At 71.4% G+C, this 19,650-nt stretch carries 21 protein-coding genes; 5 read left to right on the top strand and 16 right to left on the bottom strand.

The genetic code is table 11. From position 1 onward, the window contains the following. Positions 1-90 precede the first annotated feature (90 nt). The 12 genes from CRP56_RS35650 to CRP56_RS35600 all read right to left on the bottom strand — a co-directional run bounded on the left by CRP56_RS35650 (position 91) and on the right by CRP56_RS35600 (position 12,040). Positions 91-1,218, bottom strand: coding sequence for a polyprenyl synthetase family protein (locus CRP56_RS35650; RefSeq protein WP_097271105.1), 1,128 nt, complete (start codon positions 1,216-1,218; stop codon positions 91-93). Further along, positions 1,218-2,612 (bottom strand): hydroxysqualene dehydroxylase HpnE, encoded by a 1,395-nt coding sequence (gene hpnE / locus CRP56_RS35645; RefSeq protein ID WP_097271103.1) that lies wholly within the window; start codon positions 2,610-2,612, stop codon positions 1,218-1,220. Before hpnE ends, CRP56_RS35650 begins: the two co-directional genes overlap by 1 nt. Continuing rightward, a complete protein-coding gene (locus tag CRP56_RS49345) occupies positions 2,609-2,749 on the bottom strand; it encodes a DUF6380 family protein (RefSeq protein ID WP_373559711.1) in 141 nt (46 codons plus the stop codon). The genes hpnE and CRP56_RS49345 overlap by 4 nt, the downstream gene beginning before the upstream one ends. After that, positions 2,749-3,699, bottom strand: a complete 951-nt coding sequence (hpnD, locus tag CRP56_RS35640; protein WP_097271101.1) for a presqualene diphosphate synthase HpnD — start codon at positions 3,697-3,699, stop codon at positions 2,749-2,751. The genes CRP56_RS49345 and hpnD overlap by 1 nt, the downstream gene beginning before the upstream one ends. Next, positions 3,696-4,598: a squalene synthase HpnC gene (gene hpnC / locus CRP56_RS35635; protein WP_097274768.1), complete on the bottom strand. Its 903-nt coding sequence runs from the start codon at positions 4,596-4,598 to the stop codon at positions 3,696-3,698. Before hpnC ends, hpnD begins: the two co-directional genes overlap by 4 nt. A gap of 384 nt (positions 4,599-4,982) precedes the next feature. Continuing rightward, the gene (locus tag CRP56_RS35630) at positions 4,983-5,774 is read right to left on the bottom strand and encodes an ABC transporter ATP-binding protein (protein WP_097271099.1); all 792 of its coding nucleotides are present in this window, start codon (positions 5,772-5,774) and stop codon (positions 4,983-4,985) included. Continuing rightward, positions 5,767-6,702, bottom strand: a complete 936-nt coding sequence (locus tag CRP56_RS35625) for an ABC transporter permease (RefSeq protein ID WP_097271097.1) — start codon at positions 6,700-6,702, stop codon at positions 5,767-5,769. The genes CRP56_RS35630 and CRP56_RS35625 overlap by 8 nt, the downstream gene beginning before the upstream one ends. Before the next feature lie 96 nt (positions 6,703-6,798). Further along, positions 6,799-7,644, bottom strand: a complete 846-nt coding sequence (locus CRP56_RS35620; protein WP_097274766.1) for a glycosyltransferase family 2 protein — start codon at positions 7,642-7,644, stop codon at positions 6,799-6,801. Positions 7,645-7,691: 47 nt separating this feature from the next. Then, positions 7,692-8,471 (bottom strand): CDP-alcohol phosphatidyltransferase family protein, encoded by a 780-nt coding sequence (locus tag CRP56_RS35615; protein ID WP_179851199.1) that lies wholly within the window; start codon positions 8,469-8,471, stop codon positions 7,692-7,694. Continuing rightward, positions 8,449-9,510 (bottom strand): iron-containing alcohol dehydrogenase family protein, encoded by a 1,062-nt coding sequence (locus tag CRP56_RS35610; RefSeq protein WP_097271093.1) that lies wholly within the window; start codon positions 9,508-9,510, stop codon positions 8,449-8,451. The genes CRP56_RS35615 and CRP56_RS35610 overlap by 23 nt, the downstream gene beginning before the upstream one ends. Continuing rightward, complete coding sequence (locus tag CRP56_RS35605) at positions 9,498-10,250, bottom strand: phosphocholine cytidylyltransferase family protein (RefSeq protein WP_097271091.1); 753 nt, start codon at positions 10,248-10,250, stop codon at positions 9,498-9,500. Before CRP56_RS35605 ends, CRP56_RS35610 begins: the two co-directional genes overlap by 13 nt. Then, the gene (locus CRP56_RS35600; protein ID WP_097271089.1) at positions 10,247-12,040 is read right to left on the bottom strand and encodes a DUF5941 domain-containing protein; all 1,794 of its coding nucleotides are present in this window, start codon (positions 12,038-12,040) and stop codon (positions 10,247-10,249) included. The genes CRP56_RS35605 and CRP56_RS35600 overlap by 4 nt, the downstream gene beginning before the upstream one ends. A 278-nt stretch (positions 12,041-12,318) precedes the next feature. On the opposite strand from CRP56_RS35600, the gene galE reads away from it, so the two are divergent. The 3 genes from galE to idi all read left to right on the top strand — a co-directional run bounded on the left by galE (position 12,319) and on the right by idi (position 15,142). Next, positions 12,319-13,284, top strand: coding sequence for a UDP-glucose 4-epimerase GalE (gene galE, locus CRP56_RS35595; protein WP_097271087.1), 966 nt, complete (start codon positions 12,319-12,321; stop codon positions 13,282-13,284). A 134-nt stretch (positions 13,285-13,418) separates the two neighbouring features. Beyond that, positions 13,419-14,360 (top strand): cation diffusion facilitator family transporter, encoded by a 942-nt coding sequence (locus CRP56_RS35590; RefSeq protein WP_097271085.1) that lies wholly within the window; start codon positions 13,419-13,421, stop codon positions 14,358-14,360. A 188-nt stretch (positions 14,361-14,548) separates the two neighbouring features. After that, entirely contained in the window at positions 14,549-15,142 is a 594-nt protein-coding gene (idi, locus tag CRP56_RS35585) for an isopentenyl-diphosphate Delta-isomerase (protein WP_097271083.1), read from the top strand. Positions 15,143-15,148: 6 nt separating this feature from the next. Here idi and CRP56_RS35580 read toward each other — a convergent pair whose 3' ends face one another. Together CRP56_RS35580 and CRP56_RS35575 are read right to left on the bottom strand one after the other, a co-directional pair. Next, positions 15,149-15,637, bottom strand: a complete 489-nt coding sequence (locus tag CRP56_RS35580) for an ATP-binding protein (RefSeq protein ID WP_079308422.1) — start codon at positions 15,635-15,637, stop codon at positions 15,149-15,151. A 150-nt stretch (positions 15,638-15,787) separates the two neighbouring features. Then, positions 15,788-16,195, bottom strand: a complete 408-nt coding sequence (locus tag CRP56_RS35575) for an HdeD family acid-resistance protein (protein ID WP_097271081.1) — start codon at positions 16,193-16,195, stop codon at positions 15,788-15,790. 65 nt (positions 16,196-16,260) lie between these two features. Between CRP56_RS35575 and CRP56_RS35570 the strand changes: the two genes are divergently transcribed. Next, complete coding sequence (locus CRP56_RS35570) at positions 16,261-17,010, top strand: enoyl-CoA hydratase/isomerase family protein (protein WP_097271079.1); 750 nt, start codon at positions 16,261-16,263, stop codon at positions 17,008-17,010. A 3-nt stretch (positions 17,011-17,013) separates the two neighbouring features. On the opposite strand, the gene CRP56_RS35565 is transcribed toward CRP56_RS35570, so the two are convergent. Further along, positions 17,014-17,655, bottom strand: a complete 642-nt coding sequence (locus tag CRP56_RS35565) for a DJ-1/PfpI family protein (protein ID WP_097274764.1) — start codon at positions 17,653-17,655, stop codon at positions 17,014-17,016. Positions 17,656-17,668: 13 nt separating this feature from the next. Beyond that, positions 17,669-18,628, bottom strand: coding sequence for a GlxA family transcriptional regulator (locus CRP56_RS35560; RefSeq protein ID WP_097271077.1), 960 nt, complete (start codon positions 18,626-18,628; stop codon positions 17,669-17,671). 113 nt (positions 18,629-18,741) lie between these two features. Here CRP56_RS35560 and CRP56_RS35555 point away from each other — a divergent pair, with 113 nt between their 5' ends. Then, positions 18,742-19,611, top strand: coding sequence for an SCO6745 family protein (locus CRP56_RS35555; protein WP_097271076.1), 870 nt, complete (start codon positions 18,742-18,744; stop codon positions 19,609-19,611). Positions 19,612-19,650: the final 39 nt, after the last annotated feature.

Here is a 19,650-nt window from a genome sequence, read left to right as displayed (position 1 = left end):
TGCTCTGCTGTGGGTCCGCCGTCGGCCGGTGCCCAGTGGTGCCTTCGGCACCGGCCGGCGACTACGCGAGGGCTATTCGACCGATAGTGATCATCTCTTTCGAACGACGACGAAGTCGGCGAGGGCCGTGAACTGCGCCCGTACCCGGTCGGGCATGTCGATGGCGTCCAGGGCCTCGACGGCGATGGTGTGCTGACGGCGTGCTTCCTGGGCCGTCCAGTCCCGGCCGCCGGCCTCCTCGATGAGGGCGGCGCGGGCCGCGAACTCCGCCTCGGAGAAGTTCTCGAAGTCGCTGCTCTTGGCGTCGGCGGCGAGGATCTCGCCGAGCCGCTCGGCCGCCGGACCGTCCGCCGCGAGCGCGGCCACGACCGGCAGCGACTTCTTGCGCTGGCGCAGGTCGCTCCAGGTCTGCTTGCCGGTGGAGACCGGGTCGCCCCAGATGCCGAGGAGGTCGTCCACGGCCTGGAAGGCGAGGCCCAGGTGGTAGCCGTACTTCTCCAGGGTGTCGGCGGTGCGGTCGTCCGCGCCGCCGAGCACGGCGCCGATGGAGCTGGCGCAGGCCAGCAGGGCACCGGTCTTGTTGCCCTCCATCTCCAGGCACTCCTCGACGCTGACGCGGTCGCGGTGCTCGTAGGAGATGTCCTGGGCCTGGCCGTCGATGAGGGCGCGGGTGGCGGCGGTCAGACGGCGGGTGGCGCGGCCGGCCTCCACGGTGCCGAGTTCGAGGAGGATCTCGTTGGCGAGCGCGAAGAGGGCGTCGCCGACGAGGATCGCCTGGGCGGGGCCGTGCACCTTCCAGACGGTGTCGCGGTGGCGGCGCTGCTCGTCGCCGTCCATCAGGTCGTCGTGCAGCAGCGAGAAGTTGTGGACCAGCTCCACGGCGACGGCGCCGGGGATGCCGGCCTCCGGCTCGGCGCCGGTGACCTCGGCGGAGAGCACGGCGAGCGCGGGGCGTACGGCCTTGCCGCCGTCGCCGGCCGTGGGGTTGCCCTCGGCGTCGATCCAGCCGAAGTGGTAGGCGGAAACGGTGTCCATGGGAGCGGCCAGGCGGTCGATCGCCGCCCGCAGTACCGGTGTGGCCAGGGTCCGGCCGCGCTCCAGGAGCGCGGTCACGTCCACCGCGTCGGCAGCCTTCGAGGCCGGGGGCACAGTGGGCACAGTCTCTCCTCTTGTTGCGGTACCGGGGGTGCGGGGGCCTGCCGCATGCTGATCGAGCATCACGCCGCCTCCTCTACGTCGAAGAGGTGACTCGGGCGGGGCCGGCCCAGGGCGCTCAGCGCGGCGTCCGCCGCACTCACGCCACTGCGGACCGCACTCTCCATGGTCGCGGGCCACCCAGTGGCGGTCCACGCTCCGGCCAGGTAGAGGCCGGGGGCTCTGGTACGGGCGCCGGGCCGCAGCCGCCCGACGCCGGGGGCGGGATCGAACGTCGCCGTCCGCTCCCTGGTCACGAAGAAGTCCTTCACCTCGGCACCCCGGGTGCCGGGCAGCAGTCGCTCCAGCTCCGGGAGGTAGCGCTCCCGCAGCACGGCGACGGGCTCGTCGATCTCGTCCCGCGCCGCCGACTGCGACAGCGCGAGGTACTGGCCCGCCCGCAGCCCGGAGGCGTCGGTGCGGTCGAAGACCCACTGCACCGGGGTGCCGAGGGCCGCGAAGAAAGGCTTTTCCAGCACCTTGCGGTCATAGACCACGTGCACGTTGAGGATCGGCGCGGTGCCGATCCGCAGAAGATTTTCCGGAGCGTCCAGCGCACCCTCGGGCAGCAGGTCATGGGCCTCGCGCTGGGGTACGGCGAGCACGACGGCGTCCGCCCGCAGCGTCTCGCCGGGAACCTGAACGGTCCATGTCCCGTTCTCGTGAGTGGAGATGGAGGTGACGCGTGTACGGACCTCGGTACGCACGCCCGCTGAGTCGAGCGCCTTGCGGGCGAGCCGGTCATGCAGTTCGCCCAGCGGGACGTGCGCCCATCCGATGTCGGCCGCGCCCGGGTCGGACAGCAGACCGGTCTTGAACACCATCGCGGCGAGCCCCAGCGAGGCGTCGCCCGCGACCGCGTTGAGGGTGGCGACCCCGACCAGGTCCCACAGGGCCTCGACGGCACGCGCCGACTGACCGTGCGCGGTCAGCCAGCTGCCGAAGTCCTGCGAGTCCAGGTCCGGATCGGCGAGGTCGAGGCCCTTGAGCGCGAGCGCGGCCCGGCCCACCTTGGCGCGGTCGGCGAGCGAGAGATGCGGGTACGTGGCGAGGCTGCGCCCCAGATGCAGGGGCACCGGCAGCGCGTCCCGCCGCAGCCTGCCGAGCCGCCGTCCCTCGGGCTTGTCGACGTCGACCACGGGCACGTCGAGACGATCCTGCAGCGGCGCCAGCGCGGTGCCCTCGATGCGGTCGAGGAACCAACGGTAGGCGGTGCAGCAGCGCAGATAGACGTGCTGTCCGTTGTCGACGGTCAGCTCGCCGCGCTGGAAGGAGAAGGCGAGGCCGCCCAGGCGGGGCCGGCCTTCGAGCAGGGTGACGCGGACACCCGCGTCGGCCAGGGCGAGCGCGGCGGTGATGCCGGCGAGCCCGCCGCCGATCACGACGGCGTCCCGTCCGGACTGCTGACCGTCGGTCATCGTGCGTCCTCCCCTGCGCGGCGGCCGCGGTGCTTGATCGGTGCGCGGCCGGCCGTTGCAGTCAGGGACGCATCGCCCTGCCGGAGGGTTGCCTGCCACTTTTCTCCGGTGGCATCACCTTGGACCGTTTTGTCCATCAGGCGCGCCTCCTGACGGCTCTACGGGTCACATGCCGGGTGTCCAGTCCGGACAGCCCGCGTACGGCGACGTACGCCTTCTCCCGGCCGGGCAGCGAGACCCGGCCGCGCAGCACGGCCTCGGGGTCGCGCTCGATGCGGTCCAGGAGGCGGCGGTAGATGCCCGCCATGGCGGCGACACAGGCGCCGCTGCGCCGGTCGAGCATGGGGAGCAGCCGGTAGCCCTCGGCGAAAAGGGCGCGGGCCCGTCGCACTTCGAAGTGGACGAGGCCCGCGAAGTCGGAGCCCTCCGGTGGGGTCGGCCCGCTGAACCCGGCCGAGCAGCCGAACTTCGCGAGGTCGTCGGCCGGGAGATAGGTGCGCCCGTCCCCGGCGTCCTCCCGGACGTCCCTGAGGATGTTGGTGAGCTGAAGTGCGAGCCCGAGCGTGTCGGCATACTCCGGCGCGCGCTCGACGCCGCGCGCCCCCGGTTCCGTACCGAACACACCGAGCGAGAGCCGCCCGATGGCGCCCGCGACGCAGCGGCAGTAGACCTTCAGGTCGTCCCAGGTCTCATAGGTCTCGCCGCGGACGTCCATCAGGACGCCGTCGATCAGCTCGTCCAGGCCGCCGAGCGGGATCGGGAACGCCGTCGCGGCATGGGTGAGGGCGACCGCGACCGGGTCGGTGTCGTCCTCCTCGACCGCGCCCTCGCGCACCCGGGCCAGCATCGCCCGGGTGTCCTCGAGTCTCGCGGCCTTCACGTCGGGCGCCAGCGAGCCGTCACCGATGTCGTCGACGCGGCGCGAGAAGGCGTACAACGCCGACATCGCGCGGCGCTTGGACAACGGCAGCAGCCTGATGCCGTAGGCGAAGTTCCGTGCCTGCTGTCCGGTGACGGCCTCGCAATAGCTGTAGGCGGCGAGTACCGGTGCGGACGCGTGTGGTTCGGCCTCCACGGTCCGGATCACCCCTCTCCTCGCAAAGTCACGCCCACCTCGCGCAGCAGCTGGAGCTTGCCGGGCTTGGGCGGGCCGGGAAGTACGTCGTATTCGGCGGCGGCGATCGCTCGGATCGCCGCCCTTCCCCCCGCCACGAACCCCGCGAGCAGCAGCTTCAACCTGCCGTGGACGCTACCCACCAGAGGGGCGCCTTCATTCAGGAGACCGCGGGCGTGTTCTGCTTCGTACGCAACCAGTGCGCGCACCGATGCGCCTGCGGTCCCCGTGGCGAGATCCGCCTCCTGGACATGGAAACGCTTCATGTCCGCGGCGGGCAGATAGATGCGGTCGCGGCCGAGGTCCTCGGTCACGTCCTGGAGGTGTTCGACGATCTGCAGCGCCGTGCAGATCGCGTCGGAGAGGCGGACCCGCTCCGGGGTGGAGGTGCCGGTGACGGCGAGGACCAGGCGGCCGACGGGGTTGGCCGACAGTTCGCAGTACGCGAGCAGGTCGTCGTAGGTCTCGTACCGCGTGACCAGCTGGTCCTGGCGGTTCGCGGCGATCAGGCCGAGGAACGGTTCGGGGGTGAGCGCGCGGCGGCGGACCGTGGGCTGCAGGCGGCGCAGCAGGGGGTGGCGGGGCTCTCCGGTGAAGACCCGGCCGAGGTCGGCCTCGAAGGCGTCCAGCATCACCAGACGGTCGTCCGCCTCCTCGGGGGAGACGCCGAGCAGGCGGGCGTCGGCGCCGCCGGGGGCGAGGTCGCCGTCGCCGATGTCGTCGACGAGGCGGGCGAAGCCGTAGACGGCCATGAGGTCGGCGCGCCAGGCCCGGGGCAGGAAGAAGGGGGCCACGGGGAAGTTCTCTCCCGCGGCCTTGTCGAGTGTGCCGCGCTCCGGATCGGAGGCGCGGGCCCTGTCGGTTCCCGTCACCGCCGACTGCCCGGGGCGCGGACGGCACACGCGTTGAGCTGGGGAGTCTCCGTAGCCATAGCCGTCACATCTCCCGTTCTACACCGCCGACCCAATACACACTATTTCGGACACGCCGCCCGGCCTTCCGCGCGGCAGGCGTGACTGAGGGTGTGGGGCATTATCGCCCCACTTGCCGCGTTTCGGGACCGGTACAGCTTACGTTGTACAGCGCCGCGAGGATCGACGGGGTGTCCTGCGCATCACAACAACACACCGATTGACTTCAAGATTCCTGCGGGGTAGCGAAGTTGACGTTTCCTTTGCAGACGCGGGGCCCCGCCGGAACAGTTCCGGCGAGGCCCCGCGAAGCGTCATGACCCGGTTCGTCCACGCCCGCGTGGACTACTTGCCCGTGAACTTCTCGTACTCCTTGAGGACCTCGTCGGTCGGGCCGTCCATGCGCAGCTCACCGCGCTCCAGCCACAGGACACGGTTGCAGGTGTCACGGATCGACTTGTTGTTGTGACTGACGAGAAACACCGTGCCGGCCTCCTTGCGCAGTTCCCGGATGCGCGCCTCGGAGCGCTTCTGGAACTTGCGGTCGCCGGTGGCCAGCGCCTCGTCGATCATCAGGACGTCGTGGTCCTTGGCCGCCGCGATGGAGAACCGCAGCCGGGCCGCCATGCCGGAGGAGTAGGTGCGCATCGGCAGCGTGATGAAGTCGCCCTTCTCGTTGATGCCCGAGAAGTCGACGATCTCCTGGTAGCGCTCCTTGATCTGCTCCCGGGACATGCCCATCGCGAGGCCGCCCAATATGACGTTGCGCTCGCCGGTGAGGTCGTTCATCAGGGCCGCGTTGACGCCGAGCAGCGAGGGCTGGCCGTCGGTGTAGACCCGGCCGCTCTCGGCGGGCAGCAGACCGGCGATGGCGCGCAGCAGCGTCGACTTGCCGGAGCCGTTGGAGCCGATGAGGCCGATGGCCTCGCCTCGGTAGGCGACGAAGGAGACACCGCGCACGGCGTGCACCTTGCGCACCCCGCGCTCCTCGCCGCGCTTGACGATGCGGCTGAGGGCGGCGGTGGCGCTGCCCTTGCCGGACTTGGCGCCGTTGACGCGGTAGACGATGTGCAGGTCGTCCGCGATGACGGTGGGGCGAGGGTCCTGGGGGACCGCCTTCTGCTCGGTGTCAGCCACGGCCGTACCTCTCTTCCGCCTTCCAGAAGTAGACGAACCCGGACGCGCCGGCGAGCACGGCCCAGCCGAGGGCGAAGAGCCACACGTGCGGGGGCAGGTACTCGGAGCCGTATCCGTCGATCAGCGCGAAGCGGATCAGGTCCATGTAGATCGCGGCGGGGTTCCACTGCAGGACCTCGGTGAGCCAGCCCGGCACGTCCTTGTCGGCGAGCATGGCCGGGATGCTGAACATGACGCCGGACGCGTACATCCACGTCCGCAGCACGAACGGCATCAGCTGGGCCAGGTCGGGGGTCTTGCTGCCCATGCGGGCGAAGATCAGCGCGAGGCCGGTGTTGAAGACGAAGTGCAGGACCAGGGCCGGGACCACCAGCAGCCAGGAGAGGCTCGGATAGCTGCCGAACGCCACCATGACCACGACCAGCACGATCATCGAGTACAGCAGCTGCTGGAGCTGCTGGAGCGCGAACGAGATCGGCAGGGACGCCCGCGGGAAGTGCAGGGCCCGCACCAGGCCCAGGTTGCCGGAGATCGCCCGTACGCCAGCGAGGACCGAGCTCTGGGTGAACGTGAAGACGAACACGCCGGTCACCAGGAACGGCACGTAGATGTCGTGCGGGATGCCCTTCCGGGCGCCCAGCAGCAGACCGAAGATGAAGAAGTAGACCAGTGCGTTCAGCAGCGGGGTGGCCACCTGCCACAGCTGGCCGAGCTTGGCCTGGCTGTACTGGGCGGTCAGCTTCGCCCGCGAGAACGCGAGGATGAAGTGGCGTCGGTCCCAGAGCTGACGGACGTACTCGGCGAGCGAGGGGCGGGCACCGCTCACGGCGAGCCCGTACTTGGCGGCGAGTTCGGCCGCCGTGAGGCCCTCGTCGGGCGACGGAGGCGCGGTCACCGCGACTCCGCCGTCATGCGTTGTCTCACTCACTGGTGGAAACTTTCGTCTTCGAGATGCGCAGCCTGTGCGGGCTTGGGCATGAGCCAGAGCCGGGTGTCGGCCCGGCCGCTCTCTGGTTCGAGCTTGTCAGATGACCGGGGGCCGGCCCAGTCGGGTCAGCCGCCACACGGTACGCCACTTCATGGGCTTGCGTGGGCCGCACGCGGTGGTCCAGCCTTCCCGGAATCCGCCGAACCATGCCTTGAGCGCGGGCCGCGAGGGGCGGCGCAGCAGGGTGAGCAGCATCCAGACCCCGAGGTAGACCGGGACCAGGAGGGCGGGGAGGTTGCGGCGGGCGAGCCAGACCCGGTTGCGGGCGACCATGCGGTGGTAGACCGCGTGCCGCGAGGGCGCGGTCGTCGGGTGGTACAGCACCATGTCGGACCGGTAGTCGATCATCCAGCCCGCGTCGAGGGCCCGCCATGCCAGGTCGGTTTCCTCGTGCGCGTAGAAGAATTCGTCCGGGAGGCCGCCGACTTCGGCGAAGACCTGGGTGCGGACGGCGTTGGCGCCGCCGAGGAAGGTGGTCACGCGCGAGGAGCGCATCGGGTCCGCCGCGCGCAGCCGCGGGACGTGGCGGCGCTGGGTGACGCCGGTGTCCGGGTCGGCGATGCGGAAGCTGATGATGCCGAGCTTCGGGTCCTCGGCGAACGCGGCGCGGCACAGCTCGGCGGTGTCGTGCTGGGCGAGGAGGCCGTCGTCGTCGAGGAAGAGCAATATGTCGACATCGCGACCGCTGGGGCCGAAGGCCTCGATGCCGACGTTGCGGCCGCCGGGGATGCCGAGGTTCTCGGGCAGCTCGATCGTGCGGACGCCCGCGGGGACGTCCGGGACGGGCGAGCCGTTGCCGACGACGACCACCTCGACGCGGTCGCCGTCCTGCTTGGCGACCGAGTCGAGCAGGGCACGGAGTTCCTCGGGCCGGTTGCCCATCGTGATGATGACGGCGCCGACCTTCAGAGGCGCACTGGCGGGGGCGCTCACTTCAGCCTGCTCGACGCGAGGATGGACACCAGGTGCAGCAGCGTCTGGAGCAGCGCGATGCCGGCCAGGACCGCGACCCCGAGACGGGACCAGAACAGGTCGCCGCGCATCTGATCGGCGACCGCGAGGACCAGGATCAGCAGGGACGCCTCGATGCCGAGGATGAGGCGGTGGAACTTCAGCAGGGACGCGGCCTTGCGGGCCAGCGCCATGCCGGAGGAGCGCATCTCGGCGGCCGACTCCTGCACGGGCGGCTTGCCGGCCTGGTGCCGGGCGACGCCGACGAGGTCGGTCTCCGCCTTGATCAGGATGGCGCCGAGCGCGGCGAGCGTGCCGAGGAACGCCCACAGCCAGTCGATACGGCCGCTGCCGAACAGGTCGGCCGAGCGCAGCCCGAAGCCGACGAGGACGGCGGCGTCGGTCAGATAGGCGCCGACCCGGTCGAGGTAGACGCCGTTGAGCGAGTACTGCTTCTTCCAGCGGGCGATCTCGCCGTCGACGCAGTCCAGCAGCAGATACATCTGCACGCAGACCACACCGAGGACGGCCCCCGGGATCCCCGGCACGATCAGTGCCGGGGCCGCGAGGACGCCGAAGACGGTCATCAGGTACGTGAGCTGGTTGGGCGTGACCCTGGTGTTCACCAGGTAGCGGTCCACCCGCAGGGACACCTCGCGCATGTAGAGGCGCCCCATCCAGTGCTCACCGCTGCGCCGGTCCTTCACCCCTGCGGGGTGCACGACCGGACGGAGTTCAGCTACCGATGGTCTTGACATAGTCGACGTAGAGATCCTTGATCTGGTCGGTCTTGAGGTCGAGGTGTTCGAGGATCGTGTACCGGCCGGGCCGGGTCTCGGGGGCGAACTCCACGGCGCGGACGAACTCGTCCACGCTGAAGCCGATCTCCTCCGGGAGCACCGGCAGGCCGTGCCGGCGCAGCACCTCCGCCATGTACGCGGACTCCTCGTGGGCGCCGCGCAGGAACATCGCGAAGGCCGCGCCGAGACCGCACTGCTCGCCATGCGCGGCGGCGCGCTTGGGGAACAGCAGGTCGAAGGCGTGGTTGATCTCGTGGCAGGCGCCGGAGGACGGGCGGGAGTCGCCCGAGACCGACATCGCGATACCGCTGAGCACGAGCGCCTCGGCGAGCACCTGGAGGAAGTCCGTGTCCCCTATGCCGCCGGGGTGCCTGAGGACCGCTTCACCGGCCTGGCGGGCGATCGCGGCGGCCAGGCCGTCGATCTTCTCTCCCTTGACCCGGTTGGCCAGCTCCCAGTCCGCGATCGCGGAGATGTTGGAGACGGCGTCGCCGATCCCGGCACGCACGAAGCGGGCCGGGGCCTCATGGATGACGTCGAGGTCGATGACGACCGCGATCGGGTTCGGTACGCCGTAGGAGCCGCGGCCCGCATCGTTGTCGAGGGTCGCGACCGGCGAGCACAGACCGTCGTGCGCGAGGTTCGTCGGCACGGCGACCAGCGGCAGGCCGACCCGCGCCGCGGCGAACTTGGCGCAGTCGATGATCTTGCCGCCGCCGAGGCCCACGACCGCGTCGTAGTGGCCGGCCTTTATGTCACTGGCCAGCCGGACGGCGTCGTCGAGGGTGCCGCCGCCGACCTCGTACCAGGTGGCGCCGGGCAGCGAGGGCTCCAGCCGCTTGCGCAGCCTGGCGCCGGAACCGCCGCTGACGGCGACGGCGAGCCTTCCGGAGTGCGAGATGCGCTCGTCGGCGAGGACGCCGACCAGGTCGTCGAGGGCACCCGGGCGGATGTCGACGACGACCGGCGCGGGGATGAGCCGGGTCAGTAGAGGCACGCGATCTCCCGTCCGCGGGCGAGATCGTCGTGGTTGTCGATCTCCACCCACTGCACGTCACCGATCGGCGCGACGTCGATCCTGAAGCCACGGTTCACCAGTTCCTGGTACCCGTGCTCGTAGAACTGCTGCGGGTCGGTCTCCCAGACCGTCTTCAGCGCGTCGGCCAGCTCGGGGGCGGCGTCGCCCTCGATGAGCGTGACACCGATGTACTCGCCGGTGGCCTCGGCGGGGTCCATCAGCTTGGTGATCTTCGTGACGCCCTTGGCGGGGTCCACGACGACCTTCATCTCCTCGTCGGCGAGCGACTTCACGGCGTCGAGGGCGAGGATGATCCGCTTGCCCTCGCCACGGGCGGCGAGCAGCGTCTTCTCGACCGAGACCGGGTGCACGGTGTCGCCGTTGGCGAGGATCACGCCGTCCTTGAGGGCGTCACGGCCGCACCACAGGGAGTAGGCGTTGTTCCACTCCTCGGCCTTGTCATTGTCGATGAGGGTGAGCTTGAGGCCGTACTTCGCCTCCAGCGCCTCCTTGCGCGCGTACACGGCTTCCTTGCGGTAGCCGACGATGATCGCGACCTCGGTCAGCCCGATCTCGGCGAAGTTGCCGAGTGTCAGGTCGAGAACCGTGGGCTCGCCCTCTATGCCCGCGGGGCCCACCGGCACCAGAGCCTTGGGAAGGCTGTCGGTGTAGGGGCGCAGACGCCGTCCGGCGCCGGCCGCCAGCACGAGGCCGATCATGCGGGTTCTCCTTCATCGTGTACGGCGGGCGCCCCGGAGGACACCCAGAAGCGGATGCTCTCGAAGAGCACCACCAGGGCCACGGCCACAGCCAGAGCCGTGAGCGCGACCGTGAACTGCGAAGCGGTGAGCACCGCGGCGAGGACGGTGACGAGCAGCGTCCGTCCTTCGTGCCCCCCGATGGCGCGCACCAGCCAGGCCGGCGACGCGCCGGCGTTGCCGCGGATGCGGTACACCGTGTCGTAGTGATGGTAGGCGACGGCCGCCACCAGCCCGAAAGCCGCAGGAAGGGCTCCGTTCACGTCCGCTTTGGCCGCCAGGACCAGCACGGTGCAGTACTCGGCCGCCCGGAAGAACGGGGGGATCAGCCAGTCGAGAGCGCCCTTGAGGGGGTGCGAGACGGCTTCGGCCGACAGCAGGACGTAGAGCCCGGCGAGCAGGACCACCTGCCAGGCGGGACCCCATAGCCAGGCCGCCAGCACCACCGCGATCGCGCCGACGGCGGCGCTGAGCGGCGCGGTCCTGCGCGCCGGGCCCGGCAGGTAGCGGCCGATCAGCTCCGCGAGCGGTCCGCTGTCCGCCAGGTCCGCCAGCGCCTGAGCCGCCCGGTCCGTGCGCCGCGCCTTGCGGGTCAGCGACCGCAGCACCCGGCCCGCCGTGGTGTACGTCGCCGCGAACGCGCAGCCGATGAGGAGCGCGTAGAAGGTGATGCGGGGGGTGGTCAGCGCCGTGAGGACCGCGATCATCGCCCAGCGCTCGCCGATCGGCAGCACGATCATGCGGCGCACCCACACCGTCCAGCCGACGCTGTCGAGCTTGTCGGAGAGGGCGGCGGTGGGGCTGGTGTTGGCGGTGGCGTCGTGGTTGGCCTCGTTGAAGGAGAAGTCGACGACATGGCGGCAGGTCTGCAGGATCATCGCGCCGAGCGCGAGCGCCCACACGTCGTCGCCGCCGCGGGCCGCTCCCAAAGCGAGGCCGGCGTAGTAGGCGTACTCCTTGGCCCGGTCGAAGGTGGCGTCCAGCCAGGCGCCGAGCGTGGAGTACTGGAGGGAGTAGCGGGCGAGCTGGCCGTCGGTGCAGTCGAGGACGAAGGAGGCGATCAGCAGGACTCCCGCCGCGACGAAGCCGCCGCGGGTGCCGGTGGCAGCGCAGGCCGCCGCTATGAGGGCGGTGATCAGGGAGGCGGTGGTGACCTGGTTCGGGGTCAGGCCGCGGCGGGCGCACCAGCGGGCGATGTAGCGGGAGTACGGGCTGATGCAGTACGTGGTGAAGAAGCCGTCGCGGGACTTCACGGCCGACTTCAGACGTACGGCCTCGTCGTCGACGGCGGCGACGGCCTGCCGTGCCTCGTTGCGGGCCTGCGGGTCGGCCGGGACGACGGCGACCAGGCTGCCGAGCTCGGGGTGGTGGACGCCGGCGCCGTCCGCGTCCAGCGCGGCGACGACGCGGTCGGCGAGGTGGTCGACGGCGACGGTCGTACCGCCGCCCGCGCTGTTCTCCCGGGCCATCGCGCGGGTCAGGGCCTGACGGCCGGCCGGCTGGGCGGTGACGGCGCCGGGGACCGCGGCGAGCGGGAAGCGCGGGTCGGTCAGGCCGAGGCGCAGGGCGTGCAGGTGGCCGACGAAGCCGGCGTCGACGACGGCGACGCGCTGGTCACCGGGCACCTGGGCGAGGAGCGTCTCGGTCTCGGCGGCGTCGGAGGCGGTCCGGACGTCGAAGCCGAGGGACCGCAGATCGCCCTCGATCGACGATCCGGGGACCGGCTGACCGGTGAGGATGGCGGTCGACAACCGAACTCACTCCCTGGGTGCCGACGTCTGCACGCCGGCGAGTACACGGTGGGGGCGCCCCTTGCCGGTGACGGCCGGGCGGCATGTCGGCAGAGGCTATCGGATGCCGGGAAGCCCGCGTTCACCGCCCGTTCACGGGCCGATCGACGGCGGCTCCCCCGGCCTTTGCCGCGATCATCATGGGCGATCACGGGCCCCGCCCACAAACCGCACCCCGCAGGATCGGGCATCTGGGACATAGCGTCGGCCGTCCGGGCCTCGACATAGGGTGGGCGACCATGACATGGCTGATCACAGGCGGAGCGGGATACATAGGGGCCCATGTGGCGCGGGCCATGACGGAGGCCGGTGAGCGCGTCCTCGCGCTGGACGACCTCTCGGCCGGGGTTCCCGCGCGGCTTCCGGCGGACGTGCCACTGGTGCGGGGGTCGTCGCTCGACGCCGGGCTGCTGAAGCGGGTCCTCGCCGAGCACGAGGTGACCGGGGTGGTGCACCTGGCCGCGCGCAAGCAGGTCGCCGAGTCGGTGGCGCAGCCGACGCGGTACTACCAGGAGAACGTCGGCGGTCTCGCGACGCTCCTGGAGGCGGTCGCCGAGGCCGGTGTCGGCCGGTTCGTGTTCTCCTCGTCGGCGGCCGTGTACGGCAATCCGGACGTGGGGCTCATCACGGAGGACACTCCGTGCGCCCCCGTGAACCCGTACGGCGAGACGAAGCTCACCGGCGAGTGGCTGGTGCGGGCCGCCGGGCAGGCGCACGGGATCTCCACCGTATGTCTGCGCTACTTCAACGTGGCGGGGGCCGCGGCGCCCGAGCTGGCAGACACGGGTGTCTTCAACATCGTGCCGATGGTCTTCGACCGGCTCACCCGGGACGACGCCCCGCGGATCTTCGGCGACGACTATCCGACGCCGGACGGCACCTGCGTCCGCGACTACATCCATGTCGCCGACCTGGCCGAGGCGCATCTCGCGGCCGCGCGACGGGTCGGGGACCGCGCCGGGGACCTGACCGTCAACATCGGGCGCGGCGAGGGTGTCTCCGTTCGGGAGCTGGTCACGGTCATCGGCGAGGTCACCGGCGACCGGCGGGAGGCCGTCGTCGAGCCCCGGCGTCCCGGTGACGCGCCGGTCTCGGTCGCCTCGGCCGAGCTGGCCGCCCGGGAGCTCGGCTGGCGTGCCCGGCGCGGGGTGCGCGAGATGATCGAGTCGGCGTGGGCCGGCTGGCAGCTGCATCACGGCAAGTAACTGAGGCTGCCCTGACCTGCGCTTCGTTTGCGCAGGTCAGGGCACATGACAACGGTGTTCAGTGCCGCGTTGCCCGATACCCCCCACCCGTAGTTCACTGTGAAGCCAGGCGGCGATCACAGGAGGCGGCTTCCATGGGGGCAGGGCACGATCACGGGCACGCGCACTCGCATGCGCCGGCCGGCGGTACGGCGACCGCGGCGTACCGCGGCAGGCTGCGGGTGGCCCTGTCGATCACGCTCACCGTCATGGTGGTCGAGATCGTCGGCGGCATCATGGCGGACTCCCTCGCGCTGGTCGCGGACGCGGCGCACATGGCGACGGACGGGCTGGGCCTCGGCATGGCGCTGATGGCGATCCACTTCGCGAGTCTGCCGCCGAGCGGGAAGCGCACCTTCGGGTACGCCCGCGCCGAGATCCTCGCGGCGCTCGCCAACTGTCTCCTGCTGCTCTGCGTCGGCGGGTACGTCCTGTACGAGGCCATCCAGCGGTTCATCACGCCCGCCGGCACCGAGGGCGGGCTGACCATCGTGTTCGGTGCGATCGGCCTCGTCGCGAACATGATCTCGCTGTCCCTGCTGGTACGCGGCCAGCAGGACAGCCTCAACGTCCGGGGCGCGTTCCTGGAGGTCGCGGCGGACGCGCTCGGCTCGCTCGCGGTGATCATCTCGGCGGTGGTGATCCTGACCACGGGCTGGCAGGCCGCCGACCCGATCGCCTCCCTCGTCATCGGCCTGATGATCGTGCCGCGCACCTGGAAGCTGCTGCGCGAGACCCTCGACGTGCTCCTGGAAGCGGCCCCCAAGAACGTCGACATGGACGAGGTGCGGGCGCACGTCCTGGCCCTGGACGGCGTCGAGGACATCCACGACCTGCACGCATGGACCATCACCTCCGGGATGCCGGTGCTCTCCGCGCACGTGGTGGTGCGCTCCGACGTCCTGAACGCCATCGGGCACGAGAAGATGCTCCACGAGCTCCAGGGCTGCCTCGGCGACCACTTCGACGTGGAGCACTGCACCTTCCAGCTGGAGCCCGGCGGGCACGCGGAGCACGAGGCGCGACTGTGCCACTGAACGTCCGGTACGTCCGCCTACATCCCGTGGTGGACGGAATGCAGCGATCCGGTGCCCGGCTGCGTCCTTGACCTCACAGCGCCGCCCCGGACGGTTCCCCGTCCGCCGCGCCGGGCACGATCAACGGCCGGGAGTGTCGTATCCGTACGGCACACTTGGGGCGCGTAAGACCGATGCGAAGGATGGGTATGCCGATCACACCTGCCACCGCGACGCACAGTTCGTCGAACGGCACCGCTGACCCGATTCTGCTGGAACTGGTCGACGAGGACGGCGTCACGATCGGCACCGCGGAGAAGCTCGCCGCCCATCAGCCACCCGGGCAGCTGCACCGCGCCTTCTCCGTGTTCCTCTTCGACGAGCAGGGCCGGCTGCTGCTCCAGCAGCGGGCGCTGGGCAAGTACCACTCCCCCGGTGTGTGGTCCAACACCTGCTGCGGCCACCCCTACCCGGGCGAGGCACCGTTCGCGGCGGCGGCCCGGCGGACGTACGAGGAGCTGGGCGCCTCCCCGTCGCTGCTCGCGGAGGCGGGCACGGTGCGCTACAACCACCCGGACCCGGAATCGGGCCTGGTGGAGCAGGAGTACAACCACCTCTTCGTCGGCATGGTGCAGGCACCGTTGCGCCCCGACCCGGAGGAGATCGGCGCGACGGCCTTCGTGACCCCGGCCGAGCTGGCCGAGCGGCACGCGAAGGACACCTTCTCGGCCTGGTTCATGACGGTCCTGGACGCGGCCCGGCCCGCGGTGCGGGAGCTGACCGGCCCCAACGTGGGCTGGTAACGGCTCTTACGGCACCCGCACGGACGCGAGCGGCAGGGCGGCCCATATCACCTTGCCGCCGTTCGCCGTGTGCTCCACGTCGCACACGCCGCCCGCCTCGCGGGTGACCTCACGCACCAGCAGCAGCCCCCGCCCGCCCTCGCCGCTGTGGTCGGCCTCCAGGGCGGTCGGGCGGTAGGGATGGTTGTCCTCGACGGACACCCGCACCCACTCGGCGCCGACGGCCACCTCCACGGCGAGCATCGGCGACAGCAGGGCCGCGTGCCGCACCGCGTTGGTGACCAGCTCGGAGACGATCAGCAGGAGCCCCTGCACGAGCTCGTCCGAGACCGGCACTCCCTGCCGCAGCAGCAGGTCCCGCACCGCGTGCCGTGCCTGCGGGACCGAGGCGTCCACGGCGGGGGCGGTGAACCGCCAGACGCCCTCGTAAGGCAGCGGGTGCGGGTCCGCGCCGCCTGGTGGGCGCGGGCCTGACCCGCGCCCGTGGTTCTCCATCGTCCGGTCGCCACCCTCGCGCTCGATTGTCACCACACGTCGAGTGTTGGTAACGCACTGCTCCACCCCGGATGACTGAACAGAAGTCAGCGAATATCGAGCGCTTGTGATCGCTAACGCAAGATCTGAGCGCGTATGGGATTACTCCTGTCACGGTTGCGCCGCGTTCGAGACCATGCCGACGATGCGCCGGCCGCCGTAGCCGGTGGCGATCAGGCCAAGGCTGTCGAAGAGCAGCGCGGCGAACATGGTCAGCGCCTCGGCCGCCGCGTCGGGTCTGCTGATGACGACCACGCCGGCCGCGATGTTCAGGGCGGCGACGACCAGGCCGAGCCAGAAGAAGTTGGTGCCGCGGGCCTGGATCGCGTGCAGCAGGCCCACGATGCCGCCGATGAGCAGCAGCCAGCCGAACAGGATCATCGAGGTGAGGGTGGCCACGCCGGTGTAGACGAGGCCGACGAGTCCGGCGAGGACCAGGATCACACCGAGCGCGGCGATCCAGCCGAAGTCCCGGCGCAGTTTCGCGGTCTCGCTCGTGCCCTTGCCGTCGCTCGCCATCGACGCCTCCTCGCCCTGGGCCCCTCCCCGATCGTAGGGGCGGGGGGTGCGGTTAGCATCCGGCCATGGAGCCCCAGTTGCAGCACGGCGTGACCGACTCGGTCGCCACCGTCGTCATCCACCACCCGGCCAAGCACAACGCCATGACGGCCGCGATGTGGCGGTCGCTGCCGCCGCTGCTGGACGCGCTGGCCGCCGATCCGGACGTACGCGCGCTGGTGCTGACCGGTGCGGACGGGACGTTCTGCGCGGGGGCCGACATCTCCACGCTGCGGGAGTCGCCGCAGGAGGCGCAGGGGCTCGCGGTCGCGGCCGAGGAGGCGCTCGCGGCCTTCCCCAAGCCGACGTTGGCGGCGATCCGGGGGCACTGTGTGGGCGGCGGCGTGCAGCTCGCGGCGGCCTGTGATCTGCGGTTCGCGGCGCAGGGTGCGCTGTTCGGGGTGACGCCGGCCAAGCTGGGGATCGTGTATCCGGCGTCCTCCACGCGCCGGTTGGTGGCGCTGGTGGGGCCGTCCGCCGCCAAGTACCTCTTGTTCTCGGGCGAGTTGATCGACGCGGAGCGGGCCCTGCGCACCGGGCTCGTCGACGAGGTGCTGCCGGAGGGCGAACTGGACAAGCGGGTGGCCGAGTTCACCCGGATCCTGGTGTCCCGCTCGCAGTTGACACAGGCGGCGGCGAAGGAGTTCGCGGACGGGCTCACGGACCGGGACGATCACTGGACGGAACAGGCGCGCGGCAGCGGCGACACCGCGGAGGGCGTCGCCGCGTTCCTGGAGCGCAGGCAGCCGCGCTTCACCTGGACGACGTCCGGATGAGAGCTACGTCAGGATGAAGCGGCTCTTGCTGCGGAACTCCTCGACGAGATGGGCCGGGGCCTTCTGAGGCGAGCCGGCGTCGTAGGGCGGCTGCGGGTCGTACTCGGTCAACAGCTGGACGGCCTGGGCGTGTTCGTCGCCGGCGATCCGGCCGAGCAGAGTGAGGCCCATGTCGATGCCGGAGGAGACGCCGGCCGCGGTGACGTACTTGCCGTCGAGGACGACCCGCTCCCCCGTGGGCTCGGCGCCGAACTCCTTCAGGAAGTCCAGGGCCAGCCAGTGCGAGGTCGCGCGACGCCCCTCCAGCAGTCCGGCGGCGGCCAGCAGCAGGGAGCCGGTGCACACCGACGTCGTCCAGGTGCTGCCGGCGTCCGCGGCACGCAGCCAGTCGAGCAGCACCGGGTTCTCCATCTGCGGGGTCTGCCCCGGCCCGCCGGGGACGACGACGATGTCGGGGTGCGGTACCTCGGCGAGGGACTTGTCGGCGGTGATGGCGAGGTTCCCGGTGTCGGTGCGGACCGGTCCGGTCTGCTCGGCGACGAAGACGGTCTCCGCGTCGGGGAGCCGGCCGAGGGTCTCGTAGGGGCCGATGGCGTCGAGCGCGGTGAAGCGGTCGAAGAGGACGATGGCGATCTGCGTGGTGATGGCGGTGATCCCTTCAGTGGGCCGGTACCGGGTGGAACCGGCGGCGGTACTCGGCCGGTGACGCGCCGAGGGTTCTGACGAAGGCGCGGCGCATGGCCTCGGGGGTGCCGTAGCCGCTGGCGCGGGAGATCTCCTCGACGCCGTCCGTGGTGTCCTCCAGCAGGCGCCGGGCGTGTTCGAGGCGGACCCGGTCGACATAGCGGCCGGGGGTCGTGCCGGTCTCGGCCTGGAAGGCGCGGGCGAAGTGGCGCGGGGAGAGCCGGGCGCGGGCGGCGAGGGACTCGACGCTGAGGTCGCCGTCCGGATGCTCGGTGATCCACTGCTGGACCTCGCGCAGGGGTTCGCGCCGCGCGGTCTGGGTGGCCAACTGGGCGCTGAACTGGGCCTGGTTGCCGGGGCGGCGGAGGAAGACGACCAGGTGGCGGGCGATCGTCAGGGCGACGTCCCGGTCCAGGTCCTCCTCGACGAGGGCGAGGGCCAGGTCGATGCCGGCGGTGACTCCGGCGGAGGTGGCGACGCGGCCGTCCCGGATGTAGATCGGGTCCGGTTCGACGTCGACGGCCGGATGGTCGCGGGCGAGGGTGTCGCTGTACGCCCAGTGGGTGGTGACGCGGTGACCGTCCAGCAGGCCCGCCGCGGCGAGCAGGATCGCGCCGGTGCACACCGACACCAGCCGCTCGGCACGCGGCCCGTTCGCCCGCAGCCAGTCGGTCAGGCGCGGGTCGGGGTGGCGGGTGCCCTGTCCGCCGGGGACGAGCAGGGTGTGCGGGACGGGCGCGCCGGGCAGGGCGAGATCCGGTACGACGGTCAGGCCGCTGGAGGTGCGCACGGGGGCGCCGTCCAGGGAGGCGGTACGGATGCGGTAGGTGCCCGGCGTGTGGAGCTCGGCCCCGGCGAACACCTCCAGGGGGCCGGTGACGTCGAGGCTCTGCACGCCGTCGAAGAGGACGACGAGGACGGTTCGCTGCGTCATGCCATCGATTCTTGGCGGGGCCCGGGATGGCCGCAATGACGAGCACCCCACCTTTCCTGCCACGGTCCGCCGGCCCAGGGATGACGTACCAAGCGGTTGGTAACCTGCCGGGCATGACTTCTGCCGCCCTTGCGTCGCGGTCCGGCCGCCGCTGTCACCACGTGCTCAACTCCCTGCACGCCACGTCCTACTTCGCGCCCGAGACGAACGCGGAACTGGCGGGGATCGGGATCACCCACCCCCGCGCCGTCAACTTCGCGGTGCGGGCCGCCGCGATGGGCCCGGTGGCGGCCGGGGTGGTGACGGCGGCCTTCTACAACTACAAGCACGAGCTGGTCGCCCGGCATGTCCCGGCGGTGTGGTCGATCGCCTCCCCGGAGGCCGTGCTCGCGGCACGCGCGCGTGCCGTGGACGCGTCCCTGAGGCGGCTGCTGGGCGAGGAGGCGGTGACGTCACCGGAGATCGCCGAGGCCGCGAAGCTGGCGCTGCGGGCCGCCGAGGCCTGCTCGCGCAGTGCCCGCCCGCTGTACGCGGCGCACGCGGACCTGCCGGTGCCCGAGGAACCGCACCTGGCGTACTTCCACGCCACGACCCTGCTGCGCGAGCACCGGGGCGACGGCCATCTCGCCGCGCTGCTGGCGGCGGGGCTGGACGGCCTGGAGGCCCTGGTCACGCACACCGCGACCGGCCGGGGCATGACCCCGAAGTGGATCTTCACGACCCGTGGCTGGACCCAGGAGGAGTGGGACGCGGCGAGCGACCGGCTCCGGGACCGGGGGCTGCTGGACGAGGCGGGCGAGCTGACCGAGCGGGGCGTGGCGCTCCGCGAGGAGATCGAGGACATGACGGACCGGCTGGACCGGGCACCGTACGAACACCTGGGCGCGGAGGGCGTGGCACGCCTGACGGAACTCGGCACCGGCTTCGCGCGGGCGGCCGTGGCGGCGGGGGCGTACCCGGCGGATCTGATCGGCAAAAGCTGAGGCCGGGGGCATGGCGTGGCACGGGTGAGGTACCCGGGG

Source organism: Streptomyces sp. TLI_55, from assembly GCF_900206255.1.
In the GTDB taxonomy this organism is placed as follows: Bacteria; Actinomycetota; Actinomycetes; order Streptomycetales; family Streptomycetaceae; genus Streptomyces; species Streptomyces aquilus.
The sequence above is the reverse complement of the archived record's forward strand: the minus strand, read 5'-3'. Positions and strand labels throughout refer to the sequence as shown.

Bases quoted from the DNA above. Each gene is read 5' to 3' on its own strand.
- CRP56_RS35650 (WP_097271105.1), bottom strand. From the start codon at position 1,218: ATGCTCGATCAGCATGCGGCAGGCCCCCGCACCCCCGGTACCGCAACA.
- hpnE (WP_097271103.1), bottom strand. From the start codon at position 2,612: ATGACCGACGGTCAGCAGTCCGGACGGGACGCCGTCGTGATCGGCGGC.
- CRP56_RS49345 (WP_373559711.1), bottom strand. From the start codon at position 2,749: ATGGACAAAACGGTCCAAGGTGATGCCACCGGAGAAAAGTGGCAGGCA.
- CRP56_RS35620 (WP_097274766.1), bottom strand. From the start codon at position 7,644: ATGGGCAACCGGCCCGAGGAACTCCGTGCCCTGCTCGACTCGGTCGCC.
- CRP56_RS35615 (WP_179851199.1), bottom strand. From the start codon at position 8,471: ATGTCAAGACCATCGGTAGCTGAACTCCGTCCGGTCGTGCACCCCGCA.
- CRP56_RS35605 (WP_097271091.1), bottom strand. From the start codon at position 10,250: ATGATCGGCCTCGTGCTGGCGGCCGGCGCCGGACGGCGTCTGCGCCCC.
- galE (WP_097271087.1), top strand. From the start codon at position 12,319: ATGACATGGCTGATCACAGGCGGAGCGGGATACATAGGGGCCCATGTG.
- CRP56_RS35590 (WP_097271085.1), top strand. From the start codon at position 13,419: ATGGGGGCAGGGCACGATCACGGGCACGCGCACTCGCATGCGCCGGCC.
- idi (WP_097271083.1), top strand. From the start codon at position 14,549: ATGCCGATCACACCTGCCACCGCGACGCACAGTTCGTCGAACGGCACC.
- CRP56_RS35580 (WP_079308422.1), bottom strand. From the start codon at position 15,637: ATGGAGAACCACGGGCGCGGGTCAGGCCCGCGCCCACCAGGCGGCGCG.
- CRP56_RS35575 (WP_097271081.1), bottom strand. From the start codon at position 16,195: ATGGCGAGCGACGGCAAGGGCACGAGCGAGACCGCGAAACTGCGCCGG.
- CRP56_RS35570 (WP_097271079.1), top strand. From the start codon at position 16,261: ATGGAGCCCCAGTTGCAGCACGGCGTGACCGACTCGGTCGCCACCGTC.
- CRP56_RS35560 (WP_097271077.1), bottom strand. From the start codon at position 18,628: ATGACGCAGCGAACCGTCCTCGTCGTCCTCTTCGACGGCGTGCAGAGC.
- CRP56_RS35555 (WP_097271076.1), top strand. From the start codon at position 18,742: ATGACTTCTGCCGCCCTTGCGTCGCGGTCCGGCCGCCGCTGTCACCAC.